The sequence below is a fragment of the Adhaeribacter arboris genome (genome assembly GCF_003023845.1).
GTDB lineage: Bacteria > Bacteroidota > Bacteroidia > Cytophagales > Hymenobacteraceae > Adhaeribacter > Adhaeribacter arboris.
The window spans coordinates 2,019,582-2,038,583 of sequence record NZ_PYFT01000001.1 but is presented as its reverse complement, the minus strand read 5'-3'; the positions used below and the strand labels follow the sequence as shown (position 1 = coordinate 2,038,583).

General features: G+C 42.2%; 15 protein-coding genes. 5 read left to right on the top strand and 10 right to left on the bottom strand.

Annotated elements, in window-relative coordinates; all coding sequences use genetic code 11:
• Positions 1-35 precede the first annotated feature (35 nt).
• Positions 36-632: a hypothetical protein gene (locus AHMF7605_RS08355; protein ID WP_106928252.1), complete on the bottom strand. Its 597-nt coding sequence runs from the start codon at positions 630-632 to the stop codon at positions 36-38.
• Between the two features lie 412 nt (positions 633-1,044).
• Positions 1,045-1,830 (bottom strand): cupin domain-containing protein, encoded by a 786-nt coding sequence (locus AHMF7605_RS08350; protein WP_106928250.1) that lies wholly within the window; start codon positions 1,828-1,830, stop codon positions 1,045-1,047.
• 82 nt (positions 1,831-1,912) lie between these two features.
• Between AHMF7605_RS08350 and AHMF7605_RS08345 the strand changes: the two genes are divergently transcribed.
• Positions 1,913-2,920 (top strand): helix-turn-helix transcriptional regulator, encoded by a 1,008-nt coding sequence (locus AHMF7605_RS08345; RefSeq protein WP_106928249.1) that lies wholly within the window; start codon positions 1,913-1,915, stop codon positions 2,918-2,920.
• 88 nt (positions 2,921-3,008) lie between these two features.
• Here AHMF7605_RS08345 and AHMF7605_RS08340 read toward each other — a convergent pair whose 3' ends face one another.
• Positions 3,009-3,443, bottom strand: a complete 435-nt coding sequence (locus AHMF7605_RS08340) for a cupin domain-containing protein (RefSeq protein WP_106928247.1) — start codon at positions 3,441-3,443, stop codon at positions 3,009-3,011.
• A 469-nt stretch (positions 3,444-3,912) separates the two neighbouring features.
• On the opposite strand from AHMF7605_RS08340, the gene AHMF7605_RS08335 reads away from it, so the two are divergent.
• Positions 3,913-4,143: a hypothetical protein gene (locus tag AHMF7605_RS08335; protein WP_106928245.1), complete on the top strand. Its 231-nt coding sequence runs from the start codon at positions 3,913-3,915 to the stop codon at positions 4,141-4,143.
• 210 nt (positions 4,144-4,353) lie between these two features.
• Positions 4,354-4,581: a hypothetical protein gene (locus AHMF7605_RS08330; protein WP_106928243.1), complete on the top strand. Its 228-nt coding sequence runs from the start codon at positions 4,354-4,356 to the stop codon at positions 4,579-4,581.
• Positions 4,582-4,663: 82 nt separating this feature from the next.
• On the opposite strand, the gene AHMF7605_RS08325 is transcribed toward AHMF7605_RS08330, so the two are convergent.
• From AHMF7605_RS08325 to AHMF7605_RS08315, 3 genes are all read right to left on the bottom strand, one after another.
• The gene (locus AHMF7605_RS08325; protein ID WP_233218982.1) at positions 4,664-7,357 is read right to left on the bottom strand and encodes a permease prefix domain 2-containing transporter; all 2,694 of its coding nucleotides are present in this window, start codon (positions 7,355-7,357) and stop codon (positions 4,664-4,666) included.
• Positions 7,354-7,692: a PadR family transcriptional regulator gene (locus AHMF7605_RS08320; protein WP_106928241.1), complete on the bottom strand. Its 339-nt coding sequence runs from the start codon at positions 7,690-7,692 to the stop codon at positions 7,354-7,356. Before AHMF7605_RS08320 ends, AHMF7605_RS08325 begins: the two co-directional genes overlap by 4 nt.
• Positions 7,693-8,084: 392 nt before the next feature.
• Complete coding sequence (locus AHMF7605_RS08315; RefSeq protein WP_106928239.1) at positions 8,085-9,296, bottom strand: TIGR03118 family protein; 1,212 nt, start codon at positions 9,294-9,296, stop codon at positions 8,085-8,087.
• Between the two features lie 638 nt (positions 9,297-9,934).
• Between AHMF7605_RS08315 and AHMF7605_RS29665 the strand changes: the two genes are divergently transcribed.
• Positions 9,935-10,111: a hypothetical protein gene (locus AHMF7605_RS29665; protein ID WP_158267478.1), complete on the top strand. Its 177-nt coding sequence runs from the start codon at positions 9,935-9,937 to the stop codon at positions 10,109-10,111.
• On the opposite strand, the gene AHMF7605_RS08310 is transcribed toward AHMF7605_RS29665, so the two are convergent.
• The 3 genes from AHMF7605_RS08310 to AHMF7605_RS08300 form a co-directional block, all read right to left on the bottom strand.
• The gene (locus AHMF7605_RS08310) at positions 10,097-10,996 is read right to left on the bottom strand and encodes a sugar phosphate isomerase/epimerase family protein (RefSeq protein ID WP_106928237.1); all 900 of its coding nucleotides are present in this window, start codon (positions 10,994-10,996) and stop codon (positions 10,097-10,099) included. The genes AHMF7605_RS29665 and AHMF7605_RS08310 overlap by 15 nt on opposite strands.
• Before the next feature lie 158 nt (positions 10,997-11,154).
• Positions 11,155-12,399, bottom strand: a complete 1,245-nt coding sequence (locus AHMF7605_RS08305) for a serpin family protein (protein WP_106928235.1) — start codon at positions 12,397-12,399, stop codon at positions 11,155-11,157.
• 133 nt (positions 12,400-12,532) lie between these two features.
• Complete coding sequence (locus AHMF7605_RS08300; RefSeq protein WP_106928233.1) at positions 12,533-14,473, bottom strand: PAS domain-containing sensor histidine kinase; 1,941 nt, start codon at positions 14,471-14,473, stop codon at positions 12,533-12,535.
• A gap of 514 nt (positions 14,474-14,987) precedes the next feature.
• Here AHMF7605_RS08300 and AHMF7605_RS08295 point away from each other — a divergent pair.
• Positions 14,988-16,310 carry an acetylxylan esterase gene (locus AHMF7605_RS08295; RefSeq protein WP_106933398.1) on the top strand — a complete coding sequence of 441 codons (1,323 nt, stop codon included), beginning with the start codon at positions 14,988-14,990 and terminating at the stop codon, positions 16,308-16,310.
• A 947-nt stretch (positions 16,311-17,257) separates the two neighbouring features.
• On the opposite strand, the gene AHMF7605_RS08290 is transcribed toward AHMF7605_RS08295, so the two are convergent.
• Complete coding sequence (locus AHMF7605_RS08290) at positions 17,258-18,958, bottom strand: sensor histidine kinase (protein ID WP_106928231.1); 1,701 nt, start codon at positions 18,956-18,958, stop codon at positions 17,258-17,260.
• Positions 18,959-19,002: the final 44 nt, after the last annotated feature.

The window sequence follows — 19,002 nt, the reverse complement described above, 5'->3', positions numbered from 1 at the left end:
TTGCTTCCAGCAAGAATAACCGACAATTAAATTTATTACCAGTTAACCGTCCGGAAGGTAGTGGTAGAAGTACTATTCGGCTCAAAACGCGTTACGAGTTGATCCTGGCCGTTGCTGTCTTTCTGTAAAGTATAGTAATAAATTTCGGGCTTAAGATCTTTCTGTTCGGTCTTCTGATCGTAGTTCTTAAAAGAAGAAGCACAACCGCGGTAAAATCCCCGGCTTCTGCCTTCGGTAGGGTAAAAAGTAAAAGACTGGTTATCCTGGTTAAACTGCACGGTACCTTTCTTGTACACCAAAAGTTCGGTACGGCAGCCGTACGTAGTGCCGCCGGCAACCAGGTAAAACTCGCAATCGCCGTTCGGTTGAAAGTCGAAAGCCAAGCCCGCCTCAAAAGCATTACCGGAATATGTGCCGTCGTACTGCCAGAACTCCGTCATGGAGAATTGGCCGGCGAGCCATTTTTTAGCTAGAATGGTGGGCACTTCCGAGCGAGGAGTATCCGGTTTAGGATCCTCCTCGTCGTCGTCGTTACCGAAAAGAAAACAAGAAGGCAGCATAAAAGTTACTACCACCAATAAAGCCGATAAAATAGCTTTGTTTACTAAATTTTGCAGATTTTTATTTTTCATGGTTTTTAAGTTTTTGAAGAAGGAGAATAGGGTTTTCTTTTTTATGATTTAAGAAATAATTTTTAGCATTTAGAACAACACAAAGGTAGCAGGTTAAGGAGCGAGCCAGAATAAGGGCTATTACTCATTTATATAGGTAGTATTGCTTAATTTTTACTTTTTATTTCTGACAATCAGTTAATTACTTGTTTAATCAAAAAAATTTACAGCCAGCGATTATTAAACAAGTAGAGCTGAAAATTTTGAAGTCAAAGCAAATGGATCTTTGATTTATGAACATGAAAAGCAAGAGCTTACCACTTTGCCAAGATGGAAGCCTACCAGATAGTAGCCTCGCGCCGGCTTTTATATTAAAGAACGTAAGGGTTCTCACTCCTCAAGAAAAACTTTGGTTTAAGTGGAAATACGTCTGTTACTTATAAAATTTTTCCAAGGCTTTACCTTCCCCTTTCCATTGGGCAATTTTAGCCAGAGCCGGAAATAAAGGTTCCTGAATAAAGCCGGGTAAAATAGGTAAAAAACTTTCGCTGTAACCCAGTAGCAGCAGCAAGTGCCAGGGATTGTTAGGCATGCCGTCTTTATCCGACTGGCCGGTATTGCCCAGGCCATACCCAATCCGCAACGTTTTTTCGAAACTACGACCCGGGTTAATTTCTACGGTAAAAATTACCGGTTTACTAGAAGTGTTATAAAACTTATGCATGGCTTCCGCCGGCGCTTCGGCGCGTTGACCCGCTCGTAAGGTTAATTCATTTCCTTCCATCCCAATTTTAAGTTCACCCTCTAGCACGTGAAATTTTTCGACAAAGGCTTTATGGTAGTGCCAATCGTTGCCCCCTTTCGGAGCTAAATTTACTTTTACTAATTCGTAAGCGCCTTTAGTTTCCAGGTTGGTTTTTAAAAAAGTAACCGTGTAATCGCCCATGGTGTTGGTAATGGTGCGGTCAGGCCGGTTAACGGGAGAAGTATCTAAGTCCGGCAGAAAGGAAGCAAAAAGCAAAATACCGAAGTAACTGAATAACAGCAGAAAAATAGGTAAGGTCAGGGTGAAAGCAATTGCTTTTTTCCATAATTTAGTATTACTTTTCCATAACAGGTAACCTCCTGCCGGATAGCAGATTACGAGTAAACCTAGCTGCGCCAGGAAGCTGGGGGTGGTAGTTTTTAGGTTGAGTGAAGTAGTGGGTAGAGTTGTCATTTTGTATCTGTTTAACTGTTTACAAAATTAAAGAGCATCTGCCCGGGAAGGTTTACGATAAACGGATTCATATTTATGCAAAATGGATAAAGTAACGGTAACCGATATTGATAATTTTCTGGAGCATTTCTCTGAGCCGGTCCATCAGTACCGGCAGCAATCGCCGCGGTACGTAGTTAAGGAAACGCATTTTTCGGAAGTTAATAATGGTACCTGCACTTTTAAGGAAGTCCGGATGCCGCATATTACTTTACTGGATATGGTTTTTGAACTTAAAAATGACCTTCGGATAACCAACCAGACAGCCCAGGAAGAAGTTAGTTCCGTTTTTGTGCTGGAAGGCAGTTTTAGTTCGCATTTTACCGGGATTTATCAAAATACGGCTCCTGGGCACCAAAGGCATAATTTACTGTACACGCCCAATGCTTCTTCTAATCATTATTTTAACCAGGGAGTTTTCCGGGCGGTGCACTTGAACTATGAAATGAGATTTTTTAAATCATTGCTCGATGCAACAGATCCTCGTTTTGGGCCGGTATTAGAAGCCATCGAAATGAAAAAACCGCTTTTAGTAGCTCCAGCCGATCTTCCTTTGCCCACTGGTATTCAGCAGGTGCTGCGGGATATTCAGCACTGTGCCTTGCAGGGAGCTACCCGCCACTTATACCTGGAGGCGAAAGCTATGGAGCTGTTTACCTGGCAAATAGAACAGGTTTTGGCCACTAGTAATTTAAAACCCGATGCCGGTTTGCCTAAAGCGGACCGGGAAAAGTTGCAGCTGGTTCAGGCTTTTATTCAGAAAAACTATTTAAAGCCTATTACCTTAGCCGAGTTAGCCAAACAGTTTGGTTTAAATGAGTTTAAGTTGAAAAATGGCTACAAAAAGTTATTCGGCACCCCGGTTTACCAAGCCATTCACCATTTACGCATGCAAACGGCCGCTGATTTATTGCAAAACAACATAATGAATATTTCCGAAGTAGCCGATTTTGTGGGGTATAGCCATATTAGCCATTTTTCGGCCGCTTATAAAAAGAAGTTTGGTTACTCACCTAGTATGGGTAAAAAATCACTCGCTTATTCTTTATAATATTTGGTTTATTTACAGCTTCCGTTTAATATTTACCCGCCTTACATTTTAGCTCAAGCACCAGCAATTAAGGGCGAACCAGTTAATTTTATTTTTTCGGGTAAACAATTATCAGAGTCAATTCTGAATTTTTATCAGGCGTTAGACCGTGGGAGCTGCCGGGACGGGTTAGAATAGCATCGCCGGGTTTCACCGCAAAAGTTTTTTCGTTCATTTTCATTTCGCCGGTACCACTCAGAATATAATAAATTTCGTCTTCTTGCTGCAGATGGTAACCTATAGAGGAGCCGGGTTTTAAGGTTCTTTTCTTAAAAGCAGTTTTGTAATCTTTTACATCGTCAAAAAAGCTGTAACCAATGCTTTTTCCACCGCCATCGTGTGGTCCAGGTTGTTCATTGGCTACCTGGGCATCGTGTTCTAGGATGTACTTGCCCGGTTCTGATGTTTGGGCCTGCGCCGAAAATAGGGTTACAATTATAAAAAATAAAATCAGGCAGCAGTAACGCAAAAAATTGTTTTTCATGTTCTCTAATCGGTTGTAAATAGTTGTTTAGTTAAACGTATTCTAATAATACCTCAATTACTTCAAATATGGTATAGTACCGGGGTTAAGTAAATGTAGCCAGAATGCCGCAAATACCGGAACGGAATTTCAGCATAAGTTTATTTTACTTGAGCAAAATTGGAGGTGAAAGCAAGGTTTGGTTTTTTAATAATTTAATAAATCAGAATGGAGGTTTTTAGTAAAACAATTTAGCGGGTTCCGGCTCAAACAAGTAAATTCCATTTGTTTTAATGCGTCAGGTTGGGTAAGCAAGTTGTTTTGAATGGGTAATCAAGTATCTAAGCGGGGTTAAATACGTATAATACGTAAGGGTAAGCATGGATTTAATTTGTTTTCCTTGTCCAATTCTACCTTTTGGCACTACCGTTATAGTGAATCCACTGAATTTTCATTGCGTTTATCCAAACTATTTTAAATTCTAATTTTTATGACAAAACACTTTCCGCTCGAATTTACCTTAGAAAATGGTAGTCATGTTTCCGTGACTAAAACGGGTTCTACCACTTATGACTTTAACATAAAACCAGAGGAGGGCTCCAGTCGCCGATTTACCTACGTGGACGACGGAAGAACCAGAACGGAGGCGGAAGAATCATTGGAATTTGAAGAGATTGATGCTTTACGTAGATTCTGGCTCGAAACGCAAGAAATTCTTTGATTACCGGAAAGTTATTTACGTAACCACCGGATACTGCAACAGCCATTTTTCATTTCTTCCGTATTTATTAGATTGAAAGCAACAAATAGCACTACAGCTCTCACCGTCATTTTTCTTTTAATTACCTTCTTCCTTCAACCAGCCGTTTTTAATATCGTAAGGAGATAAGCCCTCCGGCGAAATGAGACAAACTAACAACTAAATAAAACTATGGAAGAAAATAAAGAAAAAGACACTAAATCTGATCAGCGAAAGCAAAGTACCGCTGAGACCGATGTAACTTATAACCGGGATGATGAAGATTTGCGCAACAGCAATACCACCTCTGCAACCGACGCTGATCCTGAAAGCGACCAGGTGGCCGGGGGCGATAGAGTAGACGATTCCATAGATGGAATCACCAACGATACCGACGAGGATACCGAAGATAATAGTTAGAAAATAAACGGAGACCGGCTTACCAAAAGCCGGTCTCCGGAAGTATGCTGTAGCTATCGGGATAGAAAAGTATTTACCTGGATTATTCCGTTTTTAAACTTTTCACCGGATTCATTAACGCGGCTTTTATGCTCTGGAAACTAACCGTAAGTAAGGCCAGAATAATTGCGGCCGAACCAACGCCTACAAATACCCAGGCGCTGATTTCAATTCGGTACGTATAATTATTCAACCATTGGTGCATCCCAAACCAAGCCAAGGGTATAGCAATAGTTAAGGCTATCAGTACCATTTTTACAAAATCCCGGGACAAGATAAATAAAATGTCGGTTACGCTGGCGCCCAGTACTTTGCGGATACCTATTTCTTTGGTACGCTGTTCCATTAGCAGCAAGGCCACGGCAAATAATCCGGAACAAGATAAAATAATGGCAATAACCGAAGCTAAACTGCAGATCTGGGCTAATTTTTCTTCGCTCTGATACCAGGCATCAATATTTTCGTCGAGGAACGAGCCGGTAAACTCCGAACCGGGCGCTACTTCCCGCCATATTTCCTGCAGCTTGTTCATGGCTTTCTTTAAACTTTGCGGCGATACCCGCACAAATAGGTAATTGATTGGTTCTGATTGAGAGAAATGCATCATGATTGGTCTTTTTTCTTCGGCGGCAGAATATAAATGAAAATCGGGCACTACGCCAATAACCTGCATTTTGCCGCCCGTGGTGTCGGCATCATCTTTAATAAAAGTACCTACGGGTTGCTTCTCGCCGAGCATTTCAACCATACTTTGGGTGATAATTACCCGGTCCAGCGAATCGGCGGGATAAGACCGATTAAAATCCCGGCCAGCTAAAAGCGGAATTTGTAAAGTTTTTAAATAATCATAATCAATCAGGAGCATGTCCGAGGAAATTTCTTTGCCTTTATAGGTTAGGCCCATGGTGGAACGGGAACTAACGTGGTCTTTGCCCCTTCCCAGGTTTACGCTCGTACCCGTTACGGCCAGAATAGTAGGATCATTTGCCAGTTTATTGCGCATCCGCTGCAAAACTTGCCGGCCATCGGCCAGGGTGCCTACCGGGATGCTAATTACCTGTTCTTTTTCAAAACCAAGCGGCTTAGTCCGGAGGTGTTTTACTTGTTGCAGCGCGATGATGGTACAGCAGGTTAAAAGGCAAGACATGACAAACTGCGAAACCAGCAAAGAATTACGTAAGAACCCGGGCTTTTTAAGCGATATTTTTCCTTTTAAAACGGCTACAGCGTTAAACCGGGCCATTAACCAGGCCGGATACCCACCCGCTATAAAAGTTATTAAAATAAATATGCCCAGCAGCCAAGCTAAAAATCCGGGTTGGTGCAAATGAGCTAACTGGAGCCGGGTATCGAAGGTGGCGTTGAATTCCGGTAAAAGTAAATGAGCCAAAATGCCCCCAATAGCAAACCCCATGAAACAAATTAAGGCCGATTCGCTCCATATCTGCACAAAAAGCTGGCTTTTTAAAGCTCCCAGGTACTTGCGTACGCCTACTTCTTTGGCCCGGGTAAAAGAACGGGCAATACTTAAATTAATGAAGTTGATGCAGGCAATTAATAAAATGAAAAAAGCCATGCCCAGCAGCGCGTAAATAATAGCAATGGGCGGCCCGTTGGAGATGGCGGTATCAAAATGCACCTGGGAAAGTTGTTGTAACCGTACGGTAAAAATATCGCCTCTACTATCGGGTTTGGCGCCTTTTTTTTGCAAACTCTGCAGATATTCCGCTAAGTACTTTTGAGTAAATAGTTTTAGCCGTTTTTCAAACGTGGCCTGATTTACCTGCGGAATTAATTTTACAAATACCTGGTGGGAGTTTGCTGTCCAGTTGGTTTGGTTGGAAAGGTAATGGGGAGAATTTTCGATTCGGACGAGGGCATCGAACCGGATGGAAGAATTATAAGGAGCATCTGCCAGAATGCCGCTTACTAAATATCCTTTTTGTTTACCTTCCGTGGTAATTTGTAAAAGTTTACCAATCGGATCTTCGGTCCCGAAGATGGCCTGAGCCACACTTTGGCTGATCAGAATACTACTGTTATTATTTAAAGCATTTTGCCGGTTACCCTGGATTAGCGGAAAAGAAAATATTTTTAAAAAATCCGGATCAGTAAAAACTACGTCCTTGTCAAAATGCTTGCCTTGGTAGGTTATTAAACTTCGCCGGCTCGTTAAAACGCGGGTCGCCGCTTCTACTTCTTCGTATTCTGATTTTAAAGCCGGAGCAAGTGGTAACGGCATATTACCGGTGCGCGTAATTCTATCAGGATTATTGGCAAAGAAATACGTTTGAAAAATGCGGTCTTTATCCTGATGAAAAGCATCGAAAGTTAGTTGCAAATAAGCCGTTAGAAATAAAAATACGCAAATACAGAAGGCAACGGAGAGGCCGGCAACGTTAATGGTAGTGTAACCTTTGTTGCGCCAAAGGTTGCGCCAGGCAATGGTGAAGTAGTTTTTAATCATGCTCAATGGAAGGAAAGAGGTGGAAGAATAAGAAATAGATGTATAGGCATTAGGCTGGCGTTTAACCACGAACGGACGCATAAAACCGAGTACTTCCCGAACGTATAACCAGCGAGCTCGTCGGTAACCCAGGCGTTCTGCCTGAAAATAAAATTCTTCGTGCAGGTCGCCTTGTAACTCTTCTAATAAGTGCGGCGCACAAAACCACGCGAGTAATTTATCGGCCCAGCGGGGAGGTTGCGGGGGAGCGGGAGGTAGGTTTTTTTTCATAGCGAGATACTGGGTTTAAGGGCCCGGGGCAGTAAGCTTATTAATTGGGAGCGGATGGCTTGAATGTCGAGTAAAGTTTGTTCGCCGTAGGCTGTAATGGTAAATAAGCGCTTGCGCCGCCCGCCCCGCTCGGCCGTAGCTTCGCCCATGCGGGAAATTACCATACCTTTTTCTTCTAAACGGTGCAAGGCAGCGTGCACCTGGTTCAGCCGCACCGCACGACCGGTTTGTTCGATAATCTGATGGGTAATGGCTACCCCGTAAGCTTTTCCTTCGAGTAATACTACGGTTAACAGAACAATTTCTTCAAACTCGCCTAAGTACGTTCGTTTCATGCAATTATATGTAAGCTTTCAATAAAATCTATTTTTGCTGAGCAAATACTTTACCATTTGCCAAAAAGGCTGATTTGACTTACTAGAAGCACTTTTTGGCTTAAACAAGAAAATAAAAGTGTGCGGTTACGAACAGTTTACTGTCCGGATTTGAGATAGGTCAAGAAGAAAAAAGATTGAAAAGAGAAATAAAAAGCAAAGAGTTAAACTACCGGTTTATTTGAGGTTAAGGTAAAAAAATAGCACAAGCTTTTGCTTGTGCTATTAAGAGGAACAGTAAAATTAAGGTAGATTTTATGTGAATCGGCTCTTAAATAAATCAAATATAACAGCTAATCAAATCATACTGCTCTAAGTCAGGAGCAGCTAAGTCTTTAGGTAATGAAACTTGGCTACCGCTTAGCCACTATATCATCGCTTTTTTTCCGGGTTATGTAGCCAAATACGCCGTTCGTTTCCTCATCCGGACCAGCGGCATAGTAAAGGCGAGTCAGGTCCACATTGGCCGCAGCAGTACGGGGCGGGAAGGTTATTTCCCATAATCCATCAATAGAAATTGGTTTTTTATCGTCGTCCATTAATTGGCCGGCATACGTGCCATCGGTAGTATACACGTTAATATAACCATCCCCGAAGTTTCCGATTAAAATGGCATCTTTCAGGTAGCTGTATTTAGGATCATCGTCGAAGAAACCTTTAGGAGCGCGGGCAATTCCCCAGGGAGCATTTAAAGTTCCGCCGGAAGCAAAACGCTTAATAAAGGTACCATTTGGTTCGTAAACACTAACATAACCTTTGCCTTTACCTTTTTCAGACCGGCCATCTTTTCCCACTTTGGCGTACGTCACGTACAGTTTATTACCTAAGTTCCGGATATTAAAAGGAGCATAACCCGCCGGTAATTTGGGATCTTTAAAATTGATTGTTTTTCCTTGTTTAAACGCCGCATTAAATATGTCTATTTTATTAATGCTAAAATTAGCCACGTAAAGGTAATTTTTCCCTCCTGCCACCGCTTTGGCAATACCTGTATAAACGGCACCTTTATAACCGGCCTCTTTGGAGCGGTCCACTACTTCAACGGATCCTCCTTGGTTCCAACCGGATATCACGCCGTCTAAACCGCAGAAAATAAAACGCGCCGACTCGTCATTTGGCAGTTTAAAATCAGTTGTACCATTAAATACAATGCCCGTAGGTAAACCACCCGTCGATTTTGTAGGGGACGGAACATCTACGGGAGCTCTTAATTCCTCGCCTTCGGCATTAAAGATAAAACTTAAGCCGGTATTGGTGGCATTTACCCAAGGTACCCCGGTAGCGCCAAAGGCAATGCCCCAGGCATTCTGCAGCTTAGGTTCAACGCGTTTGGCTTTGTATTCATCGCCATCGGTATTGGCAACTAGGTTTACTAACGCAAAATCTTTTAAACCTTCCGGCTCTTCGGCTAATTGTTTATCCGACCCCGAACCTTGTTTTTTAACTTGACTATCCAGTTCGTCCAGAGTACGGTCGCAACCAGAAATTACTAAAAAAAATGCCAGCAAAAAAATGACTACTCCAGCCAGAGGAGTACGGCTAATTTTTTGAATTACTTTTTTCATGAATACTAAATTTTTTTAAATAGAAGTAAAAATACTTTTCAGATAAGCGGCTAGGCGCTGCCTGTGTTTCTCCGATAATTTAGCTTGTTCACGGGGTTAACTAAGTAAATAACCAGTGTTGCGGCCTAAAGGGAATACATTCTTAAGCAATAAAATATAAAACCGGAAGTTTAACTGGGTAACCGTACACGAACAAATACCTGCCTTGCTGCACCAGACAGAAACGGGAAGAAGATCAAGTAAAAGGGGCGGAAAGCATGTAAGCCAGAGCTGCTCTGGTAACTTACAAATAGCTAGTTTTGGTCTAACAGGTAACAGCTTGAATACGCCAAAAAGCAGTAAAACTTAGCAGAAATAAGGTTTATGCCTCCTGGAAAAGCTGTTGAAATAAGTGTTTATTTTACGTCATGCTTTAAGTAAGATGAATGTTAGTTTGTAACAGTTTAATACTAAAAAAGCTGGTAAAATCTTATTGCCTGTTGCTCAATAAGCTAAAAATAGCCTGTAAAGTACCCGCAGAATTGGTACTATACAGGTAATCACTTAGGGTAAAACTAAGGTATAATTAAATTTTTATTAATCCAAGTTAATTTTTTATCCTTCCGGAATACTAGCAGATTGGAGGGCAAAGAAAATGAATGAAAAATACTTCCTGCACCCAGAGGAATGAAAAACAGCAGATAAATAGCTTTATTTCTGAAAGCAGCATTCTGGAAACAAAGATTTTCTTAACAAAATTTAATTTTTGCCAAGCAGCAGATGCTGCATTTTGTCTTAGTAATATTGATGCCGGAGCGGTTTTAATACGTTTGTAAAGCAGCCGTTTCGCCCAGGTTTTGTAAAATTTGTTTTAAGCCTTCCAGGTTCCCCAATAGTACTTGTTTCACGTCTTCGTTTTCGGTGTGGCCAATAATACCCAATGAACCGGAGAATCCCGAAGCTTTTACTTCTTTTAGCATTTGTTCTTCTAAATCGCCTTTTCCCAGAGGTAAAATTTTAGGCCCGCCGGTGCGCATGCCATTGATATTAATGGTAGTTACGTAAGGCTTCATCTGCTTTAGCAGATTAGGAAAGTTTTTTACCTGTTCGTGCGCGTGATGAAAGTTATACACCATGCCTAAATTTTTGGTCCTCAAAGCTTTTATAATTTTAATCTGATTTTCCGGCTCCCCGAACCAATCGCCGTGGTTGTACAGCATTACCGTACAGCCAATGGCTTGCGCCCTTTTGTTTATATAACCTACGGCAGCTACGGCTTTTTTTAATTTTGCTTCGTTGGTTAAACCGGCAAAGTATTTTTCGTTGAAAGATAGCCAGAGTTCGGTACGGGCATTTTGCTGCTTAAGCGTTTCTAAAATAAATTCATTTGTTTTGTCCAGTACCTGATCCGGGCTGCCGTTTACCCAAAACCAAATCGATTTTAACGCAATGCCAGCCTGGCGCATCGTGGCAATTTCGTGGGCCATGGTGGGTAAGTGCTGGTCGCGCCAATCGTAGGCAAACTTTTTAATGCCGAGCTCTTGCAGCATTTGCGCCCGTTGTTCGGGCGTGCGTTTAACGCTGTCGTAGGGTACAATGCACCAGGCTACCAGGTTTTGTTTGGCAAACAGCGGCACTTGGCGCTTCTGGGCGAATAATGACCGGTTACCTAAATTTGATAAAAATAATAGTACGGCAAAACAACCGAAAAACTTTTTCATAAAACATCATTTACCAATTACCAGTCAATAATCAATGTATTATGACTGACTAATAGATTTAAATATAGTTAGGAGAATGATATTTATAAGTATAATCTGTATAAACTACCTCACTTAATGTTAAGGTTTATACTTTTTTACATGTTAATTGGTAACTGTTATTGCGGATTCATTAGCTGGCCGATAAAGAGAATAGCATTCGTAGATTTTTCGCGGATTAAGAAAACAAACGGCCGGTTAACCTGAATAATAGACGGTAGCGAGGTAACCACAATACCCACGGAAGTAGCCGCTGCTGCTTCTGTACCTTCTTCGTTTACTTCTACAAAAGCTTTGTGCATTACTTCGCTAATGGCTAAGCCTTGATTAGAATTGCTTAACATGCGGCTAAAATTAGCTTGGTTGCTAAAGGCTTCGCCCATGCCTAGTTGCGTTAAGGTTTCGCTTAGTTCTTTTTTGTATTCCAGCTTAAACTTTGGCAGATGCAGCTCCAGGCTAGTGCTGTCGGCGTTACTTAACCAGGTAGCCAATTGAGAACTGCTCAGGTTAGCGGCAATATCCCGCACGGTATTTTGCTCTTTCGGAACAATTAAGGTCATGCTAAACTGGCGGTTACCGTAGGGCAGGTCAATTACTTGTTTTTGGGCATCTTCGTAGACTAAGTAGCGGCCTTTTTCCATGGTCATAAAGTCCACATTAACGGTACTGCCATCTTCTTTCCGGAAAGGAGCGGGTTTCGTTAAATTTTTAGTAAAGGGGTACGTCCAGGTGCCTTTAAAGTAAATCGCATTTACCAGAAACAGGACGTGTTCCGGCCGTATTTCTTGCACAATGCTTGCGATTTTACCTTGCGTATAGTCTTTTACCCAATTGTTAATAGTATTTTTAGCGCTGGGCGAAGCAAAGTCCAATCCCTGTACGGTGGCGTTAAAGTAAGTTTTATTATTTTGAACAAAAGGAGCCTGCAACTGAAATTGCTGCGCGTACCAGATAGAATTAGCCGTGGTAAGCGTTACTTTCTTATCCATGTTTATCAAAAGTTCCGTTAAGCTTTTGTAGGCTTGGTTGATTTCAACATCGGTTTGGGGTTCAAAGCCCAGGGTCTGGCGCATGGCTTCTTTCGTGGTACCATCGGCCCCATTGTAGGTCATGGTCAGGGCCGAAGAAATACTTAAGGGCGATATAAACAAATTCTGCTCGCTTTCGACCGCGCGAAGAGCAGCGAAGGCCCGGAAGGCAAAATCGTTGGAGCTGCTAATAGTTTTAACTTCCTGGGTAGCCAGCGGACGTACTTTAGGATTATTGTTTTGGTCAGGAGCTACCATATCTTTTTGGCAGGAGCTAAGTAAACAAATAGCTCCGGCTACACCTAAAAAGCAAACTTTTATTAAATGCAGGTTCATATAAGTATAGTTTTAATACTTCCTTAGGAAAAGCCAAGTACTTTACTGCTCCGCCTTCCTTTCTTTAATATGACCCCTTGGCTCCTTAAATGGTTGCAAGCTACTTATATACCTGCTAGTGGTATTTTTACTACTAGGAGATTTCTTGTTTAAAGTACACTTGAAAGACCGAGCCTTTGCCCACTTCGCTTTCCACCGTAATTCGGTCGCCGGAGTTATCCAGAATTTTTTTAACTAAGTAAAGGCCCAATCCGGAACCTTCTACGTGGGTATGCGCCCGTTTATAAATAGAAAATATTTTATCGAGTTGGGTGTCGGCAATACCTAATCCATTATCGGCGACCGAAAGCACGTATTCGCCGGTGCTGGAAAAATATGTTTGAATTAGTATTGCCGGGGTTCTTTGCGGGTCGGCGTATTTAATGGCGTTTATCACCAGATTATACAAAATACTCCGCAAATTTTTCCGGGAGTATTCCAGGGTTTCAAAAGCTAAATCCGTAACTTTTATTTCGGATTTACTCGTGTTGATTATTTCACGTAAGTTATCTTTGGTTTCTTCGATTAGCTCCACCAAGTTTACCGTTTCCGGAGCTTCTTTTTCTTGCTGAAGTTTCGTAATGTCTCCTAAATCGTCTATTACTTTTTTCAGACTAACAATAGAACCTTGCATTAAAGTTAATATTTCCTGGTGTATATCTTTTTCCGGACCCATTTCTTCCGTTAAGGCATCCAGTAAACCTTCCAGGTTAGTAATCGGTGTTTTCAGGTCGTGCGAAGCGGTATAAACAAAATTGTCGAGGTCGTTATTAATTCGCGCTAATTCCTTGTTTTTCTGCATTAAATCCTCATTGCGGCGGCGTTCGGTTAAATCGCGGGTAATTTTAGCGAAGCCTAATAACCGGTTAGCCGAATTATAAATAGGCGTAAGAACTACATTTGCCCAAAACGCCGTGCCGTCTTTCTTGATGCGCCAGCCCTCGTCCTCGAAATGACCGTATTCTAAGGCTCTGGCTATTTCAAATTTAGGAAATCCTTGTTGAATGGCTTCGCGGGGATAAAAAATTGAAAAATGTTTGCCTATAATTTCCTGAACTTTGTACCCTTTCAGTCGCTCGGCCCCGGCGTTCCAGCTCACGATTATGCCCTCGGGGTTTAACATTAAAATAGCGTAATCCTGCACGCTGTTAATTAATAAGCGGCTTTTTTCTTCACTTTCTTTTAGTTCTTCGTTAATCCGGAATAATTGCTGTTCGAGTCTCTTCTTCTCGGTTAAGTCGCGGGTAATTTTTGAAAAACCAATTAGTTCGTGGTGCGGGTTGTAAATGGCGGTTAATACGGTATTTGCCCAAAAGGCCGAGCCATCTTTCCGGAATCGCCAGCCTTCGTCTTCAAACCGGCCTTCGGCTTTTGCCCGACTAAGTTCGTACTCCGGATAACCGCTTTGCACGGCTTCCTGGCTATAAAATTTAGAAAAAAACTTACCGATAATTTCGGCCGCTTCGTAACCTTTCAGCCGTCGGGCGCCTTCGTTCCAGGTGGCTACGTTACCGGCCGGGTCAAGCATAAATATGGCGTAATCGGTTACGCCTTCTATTAAAAGCCGAAAGCGTTCTTCGCTGTTTTTTAATTCTTCGTAGGCTTTAAATAAATCATCTTCTGCTTTTTTTCTTTCGGATAAGTTGCGGGTAATTTTCGAAAAGCCGATTAAGGTTTTTTGCTCGTTGTAAATGGGCGTGATAATAACGTTCGCCCAAAAAACGGAGCCATCTTTTCGGACGCGCCAACCTTCGTCTTCAAACTTACCTAAGCGCTGGGCTTCTCTTAGCTCCATCGCCGGGTAATCGCTGGCTTTTGCCTCGGCCGTATAAAAAGTAGAGAAATGTTTCCCGATAATTTCTTCGGGCTGGTATTGTTTAATTTGCTGCGCTCCTGGGTTCCAGGAAACTACCCGGCCCGTAGGATCTAGTAAAAAGATAGCGTAATCGGTGATACTATCCACCAGTAAGCGGTACTGTTCATGCGAGATGTTCTTGGGCGGTGAAATAGAAATGTTTTCTGATTCGGCGTTCATAGTACCCAGGGAGATTTCCTATTTATCTAATTTATTTTCCGGCTTTAAATTAAAGGAGGAAATATACGAGCCTTTTGGGGAATTATCCTATCAGAAGCCAGTTAAGTTGACACAGCCAAGCATTACCGGTTAGCTAGTTTAAAATTTTACCCGCAATAATATAATTTTAGTTTAGAATTTGAAATTTTTGCCAGAATAGATAAAATAACGCAGGCGCCAATTAGGTAAAAGAGGCTAGTGAAACTAATTTTAACTTAGTTAGGTATTGTATGGCAAATCTTTTATTTAGTTATACCATAACCGGGTAATTCTTCATCTTATCCCATTTTTACTATTTACGGTTATATGTTTCTCTTAACTATAGCCGCTTAATCGCTAAAAAGAAAATTTTTTGGAATTACTTTTAATTGTAAACGATAGTTGTAATCTTATGCCGGTGGAAAACTTTCCGGGAAAAATACGAAAATTAAGCCCCCTAATTTGTGAAATTTATTTGGCTAACCTTCAAAAATCTATGATCCAAACATTACCTCGTTCGACTTTCTTTTCTAAATACCTCTGTTTTTGTTTGCTGCTGCTCTGGTGCGTGCGTGTCGCCGGGCAGCCTACCGAAAAAATTGTTAAAGTAGTAGTGGCGCCTGACCACGCCAATTGGGAATATAAAACCGGGGAACCGGTAAAATTTACCATTACCGTGTTACAATACGGCCATCCTTTGCCTAATGTAAAAGTAAAATACGAGGTTATGCCGGAAAAAATGTCCGCCACTAAAACCGAAACCTTAACGCTGGCTAACGGCAGCAAAGTAGTTGCGGGGGGAACTTTAAAAAAGCCCGGCTTTCTAAGGTGTATGGCTACTGCCACCGTAGAAGGGAAAGAATACATTGGTTTAGCTACTGCCGGGTTTGACCCTTTGAAAATAGAACCTACGACTAATGTGCCCGCCGATTTTCAGGCGTTTTGGGACAAAGCCAAAGCTGAGGCTGCTGCAATTCCGCTGGATGCCCGCATGACTTTGCTACCCGAGCGTTGCATCGAAACGGTAAATGTGTACCACGTAAATATTCAAAATTTTGCGCTTAATACCCGGGTATACGGCATCTTGTGCGTACCAAAAAAAGAAGGAAAATACCCGGCAATTTTGAAAGTTCCGGGAGCGGGTGCCCGTCCGTATAACGGTGATGTGGCCGCGGCCGAAAAAGGCTTTATTACCTTGGAAATTGGCATTCACGGCGTGCCGGTTACCATGGAGGCAAGCGTGTACAATAATTTAATGGCGGGCGCCCTTCGTAATTACTGGACCCACGGCCTCGACGACAAAGATCAGTATTATTATAAACGCGTGTATTTGGGCTGCGTGCGGGCCAATGATTTTATATTTACTTTACCGCAGTTCGATGGGCAAAACCTGGGAGTAACCGGCGGCAGCCAGGGAGGCGCTTTAAGCATTGTTACCGCCGCTTTAGATAACCGCGTAAAATACCTGGTAGCCTATTATCCGGCCTTGAGCGACTTAACCGGTTACTTACACGATCGGGCTGGCGGCTGGCCGCATTTGTTCAGTAAAGAAAATTACGCCTTTAACGGTAAAAAAGATAAAATTGAAACTTCTAAGTATTACGACGTGGTAAACTTTGCCCGCTTACTGAAAGTGCCGGGTTGTTATTCCTGGGGCTTCAACGACGAAACTTGTCCGCCTACTTCTATGTACGCTGCCTATAACGTAATCAAAGCGCCCAAAGAATTATACCTGGCCTTAGAAACCGGCCATTGGACCTATCCCGAACAATACGAAAAAACCAATCCCTGGCTGTATTCTAAACTTCAGAAGAAATAAGACTAGATTCTCTTTCTATTTTCTGTGGTACGTAGAGTAAGCAAAGCGCTATATGTATTTACCGGAAAGTCAATCTCCGGATCAATGCCAGTAAGTTAAGCAAATTAGGTGAAAAAAGTTTCCTTCGAAGGTAGAGTCGTTAAGTTCTACTGGTAAAAGTTGGTATAATGCGAGTGTCCTCGCTCGTGTTGCGCATCGTCCGGCCTCTGGCCGGTGGGAATAGGTACAGGGCCTCGTTCAAGAGACAATCTGTTCGCCTGGCCAGCGGCCTTTCAGATAATCTTCACGAGCGTAGACGCTCGCGGAAGTAGTATTTTTTAGAACTTAACGGCCCTACCCCTTCGGAGTAATCTTGTAAGAAAAAGTTTCTAATCTGCTATTAGATGAAAATAAAGCCGATTTTGACAATTGGTTAAACAGGAAAAAAGTGGTTTCATTTAATTGAAAAACACTTTTAATTCTTTCCCTACAAGGTTAGCTTCGAAGGGGATTGGGAATGATAATCGGTAGCTGGTTAAAATTTCTGAAGAGTACCATTCCTTAACTTAACGACATTGCGCTCCCGATTAGCGTAGCAAGGTTAATTCAGTTTTTTAATCTGCCATAAGGCAAGCCGTTGTTTTATATTTAATTGAACGCTTAATATATCTTATCTGTAGTTTTTCTAAGCTAATAAATGCGCATGGGCATCTATTAACCCAGGTACTACAGTAGCCTAACCCGCCTCCGGTATTGGGGTATTTTTAAGTACTTGTAAATGAAGGCCTACTGCCTGAATTATATTGCCCTTTATTAAAATTTCCTGATTAGATAAAAAGGCGTTTTGCTCGGCATCGTACCATTTGCCGGCTTTAATAAGGTAAGGAGGGAGGCTTTTTTTTGCGGAAAAACAGGTAAGACACTGGTAAAAAGCAGAAGAAATAAAAGTAGGTTATTTATTTTAAAGCTTAACTATTTTGCGGAATAAAAATGATAAAACTAGTGCCTACACCCGCTTTGCTACTCACCTGGATGCTTCCGCCGTAATTTTCGAGGATCCGTTTTACAATGTACAAGCCCACGCCGCTGCCTTCTACGTGGCTATGGAAGCGTTTAAAAATGGAAAATAATTTAGCTTGCTGGTCTTCGGTAAGGCCTAATCCATTGTCGGTTATTTGTATTTGTACGCCATCAGGTATTGCTTCCACGCGAATTTTTATGGTGGGTACCCGCTCCGGGGAACGGTATTTTATAGCATTCGAGAGTAAATTAAACAAAATACTGCGCAGATGAATGCGCGAAAATACAATCTCTTTCGTGTATAACTGCCACTCTATTAGGGCACTTGTAGCCGTAATTTCGCGATCTAACTCCTGGTGAATTTCCTGCAGTACCTGGTCGATCAGAACGAGTTCGGCCGCCGCCGTGTTCGTTTGCTGCGACCGAATAATCTGCGTTAAATCGTTAATGGTACGTTTTAGTCGGCTCACGGAATCTATGCCCATAGTAATTAATTGCTGATCGTCGGGAGGTAAATGATTAGCGGTTACTTGCCGCAGTTCTTCAAAGATGACCTGCAGGTTATGGATGGGGGTTTTTAGGTCGTGACTCGTCATGTAAACCACATCGTCGAGGCCTTGGTTAAGGTGGGTTAATTCCTGGTTACGCTTCTCCAGAGCCAGACTTTTTACCTTTATTTCCTGCGCCAAGGTCGCGAGTTCCTGGTTACCGGCTTTTACTTCCTCTAAAGCTTGGTTTAATTCAATATTACGGCCGGCTAAATCAGCGTTGGTTTTTTGCAGGTTTTGGTTCGCTTGCTGTAAGGCCGCATCTAAATTATTTAGGCGATGCAGGAAAATATAGGCAATAGGAATAGTAATCAGGCAAATAATTAAAAACGAATTAATAATACCTAACGCAGGAGTAAATTGCCATTGTTTTAACCCGTACAGGTAAATGCCCATAAATACGGGTACTGTCAACATAAAATAACTATAGGAAAGCCGGGCTAATTTACCTCCCATAAAGGGGCTCGAAAACGTCTTCATCCAACCCGAATCGGAACGGTATAGTAAAACACTCAGGTTGATAAAAAGTAAAGCCAGCGCCGTGTGGCCCGCAATAGTTGCGAAACGGCCGAAGCTGTAAAAACGGGTAATATCAAAAATATGCCCCAGAAAAGTAGCGTAAGATAGAATAAACAAAAAGGCGGTTACTAGTTGCGCCAGACCAAATTTCCGGTAAGATAGGGCCAAAAGCGACAGAGCTACACCAAATAAATTTACCGCTGTTAGAAGCGACATGCGACCCGGTGGCTCTAGTTTGGGGTCGGTGTCCGGATCCAGTAAAAATAATTCGTCTATGCCCAAGTTCAGATTAAGTGCATATTCCAGGATTGTTATAACGGTAAGGAATAGAATGCTTAAAGCAAACAGGCGGGTAAAGGTAAATTTCCGAAGATGGAGAAGAATTAAAGTTAACCCTGCCAGAAAAAGGCAAAGACCGGTGTTAAATTTCATGGTTCCGCTGGTGCCAAAACCCCGACGTAAGGTAGGTGAATGAAAAAACCAGCCGGCCAATCCTATACAAGCAATGCTCAGGGTGAGCACGGCCAAAATTAAAGAAAAACGCTGCCAACGATTTTGTAAATCAATGTTCGGTTGTTCCATGCAAAGCCAACTATCCTTTCCGACTAAGGTAAGGAATAATTGCA